This window comes from Aeromonas veronii bv. veronii (assembly GCF_000820225.1).
In the GTDB taxonomy this organism is placed as follows: Bacteria; Pseudomonadota; Gammaproteobacteria; order Enterobacterales; family Aeromonadaceae; genus Aeromonas; species Aeromonas veronii.
This window is the reverse complement of sequence record NZ_CDDK01000017.1, coordinates 1-2,577: the sequence shown is the minus strand read 5'-3', so window position 1 is coordinate 2,577 and position 2,577 is coordinate 1. Positions and strand designations below refer to the sequence as shown.

Below are 2,577 nucleotides of genomic sequence, written 5' to 3'. Positions count from 1 at the left end.
GAACTCGAGCAACAGCTGGCGCTGATGAGTCAGAAGGCCCAGTTCTTTGAGGCCGTCGTCGATGTTCTGAAGAATGACTACGGCGTCTCCATCGTAAAAAAGCGACCCGGCAAGTCCTCTCGCAGCGGCAAGTCGAGAGGCTGACCATTGTCAGGGCTTGCCTGTTTCTGGGGATAAGCCGGCAGGCTTACTACAAGCGCAATCGGGTCGCCGACGAGCGCCATGCACAGGGATTGCAGGTGGTGCGCTTTGTGCGTCAGGTTCGACTGCGACAACCTCGGGTGGGCACCCGCAAGCTGCATTATCTGCTGCAGGGTCAGGATGATGACGGGCTCAAGGTCGGGCGTGACAGGCTGTTTCGGATATTGGCCGAGCACCGCCTGCTGGTGCCGCCTAAGCGGGCGTATCACAAAACCACCCACAGTTTTCACCGTTTCTACCGTCATCCCAACTTGCTCAAGGCGGGGCCAGAGCAGGTCACACCGGTGGCCCCGGAGCAGGTCTGGGTCGCAGATATCACCTATCTGCCCGCCAGGAGCGGGCCGCTGTACCTGAGCCTGGTGACGGATGCCTACTCACGCAAGATAGTGGGCCATCACGTGCACGAAGGAATGCACGCGGAGTCGGTGGCGATGGCGTTCAAGAAAGCGCTGAAGCAACGGTGTGGCAGCGGGGAGCTAATCCATCACTCGGACCGCGGCGTGCAGTATTGCTCGGGGCTGTATCAGTCATTACATGAACGGTACGGGGTGAGATGCTCGATGACAGATGGGTATGACTGTTACCAGAATGCGTTGGCGGAGCGGGTGAACGGGATTTTGAAAGGAGAGTTATTGTTGCAAAGCCCGCAGGATTTGACGCAAGCGCGGGAAATGATGCGTGAAGCGGTGGATATTTACAACGCGGAGCGGCCGCATCATGCGTTGAAATACAGAACCCCCGATGCGGTACATAGGGGGTTCTGAGTAGAGAAATGCTAGTTGAAAATGTGTACACCTATTTCAGGACTAGACACCGAATGGGATGCCGGGCACTTATACCGGCATACCGACCATTTCACTGTAGGGCGTCGCTGATATACCCTGCTACGCCACCGCAATGCGGATTGCCTTGTCTGCATACCTTTCTAATTACATACCTTGATTAACTCGTCTCAATGGATTGGAAGCGACGTTCTACCCTGCCAGTAACCTTTACCCGCTATCTTGCCCCAGCCACGATTCCACAACTAATCGATATCGAGATGCCCCCTCAGCTCAATATCCCCGCTTTGGTCATACCCTTGTTTGGCAAGACGCGGTTACCGCTCACCCTGCGGATTATCACGCCGCCACATTGATTGCCTCCTATGTGGCACTTTCGTGATCAGGGCAAACAATCAAGTGCACAAACAGGGGGTTAGCTCATCATTTTGGCCACAGCGCATCGCGCAAACTGGTTTTAGTACAGTTATCACCGCCCTCTTTACGCCCTATTTGATGTAAAACGCATCGAGCAGTGGAGGCCCAAAAAGCGCCCAAAGAAGGGGCTGAAAATAATCGATGAATGGGCCAATAGCCGTTGAAATGGCGGATATGAGTACGCGCCACTCGCTATTTTTGTGAGCGCCAGCAAAGGTTGAGGATATGGTGTTGGGAGCAGATTGACTTTCTATTTAAACAGCGAAAAGTGAATATCACCAAAGGGAGGGTTTAATTTGGCCAGATCCTGTCACGGGATTATCGCAGGCCACCTCACCGGGGCCGGAATGCGTCATGCAGAGTCACAAAGAATTAGCCCCGCTGGGCAGAACGCACCACGGGGCTGGATATTCAGGATGGTTTTTTCAGGCTGGCCTTGTGCTGCTCCAGCAAATTCTCGGGAGGCGGCGGCACCTGCAGGTAGAACCCCTGGTTGGTCAGCGCGGCCATCACCTTGCCGACATCAGCCAGCCCCAAGGGCTTGGCCGGATCCAGCTTGGTCATCAGCACCAGCTCGGGACGCCCGAATGCGCTCAGCAGTGGCGCGGGAACGCGGGAGAAATCCTCTCTTTTTTCAACAAAAAGGTAGGTCTCGGCTTTTTTGCGACTTTTATAGACTGCACACAACATGGAAATTGATATAATCCGACGAGTTTATTGCCTCTGATGGGGGCAAACTATAACATCAGGAATTGAATAACAATAACGGATTAGCATCTCTGCCTCGGGGAAGATTCATGGTTGAGCGCGATAACGAATTGAAAGGGACCACCTTCACTATTTCTGTGTTGCATATCAGCGATGGCGAGCCTGAGCGGATACGTCAGTTGTTGGCCGAAAAAGTGGCCCAGGCACCCTACTTTTTTAATTGTGCGCCGCTGGTGATCAATGTTTCCCGACTGGAACATATTCCCGATTTCGAACAGCTCAAGGAGCTGGTGGAGTCCGAAGAGTTTGTGCTGGTCGGCATTACAGGGGCACGCAGTGAAGAGATGAAGACAGCCGCCAAGGCGGTGGGACTGGCCGTGATGGCCTCGGGCAAGAGTCGCAAGAGCGAACCGGAACCCGAGCCTGCCCCCGCGCCAGCCGCCCCTGAGGTGGTTCCCGAGCCCGAACC

General features: G+C 54.8%; 2 protein-coding genes and 1 pseudogene. 2 read left to right on the top strand and 1 reads right to left on the bottom strand.

Annotated features, from left to right (window positions below; all coding sequences use genetic code 11):
* A pseudogene (locus BN1139_RS06190) lies at nucleotides 1–965 on the top strand (IS3 family transposase); the annotation flags it as partial.
* Nucleotides 966–1,811: 846 nt separating this feature from the next.
* On the opposite strand, the gene BN1139_RS21640 reads toward BN1139_RS06190, so the two are convergent.
* Nucleotides 1,812–2,090 carry a YcgL domain-containing protein gene (locus BN1139_RS21640; protein WP_005352312.1) on the bottom strand — a complete coding sequence of 93 codons (279 nt, stop codon included), beginning with the start codon at nucleotides 2,088–2,090 and terminating at the stop codon, nucleotides 1,812–1,814.
* A 107-nt stretch (nucleotides 2,091–2,197) separates the two neighbouring features.
* Here BN1139_RS21640 and BN1139_RS06180 point away from each other — a divergent pair.
* Nucleotides 2,198–2,577, top strand: a 380-nt coding sequence (locus BN1139_RS06180; protein WP_041980299.1) for a septum formation inhibitor, incomplete at its 3' end; no start/stop codon positions are given.

Excerpts from the sequence above, each read along its gene's own strand:
- BN1139_RS21640 (WP_005352312.1), bottom strand. The coding sequence starts at position 2,090 with ATGTTGTGTGCAGTCTATAAAAGTCGCAAAAAAGCCGAGACCTACCTT.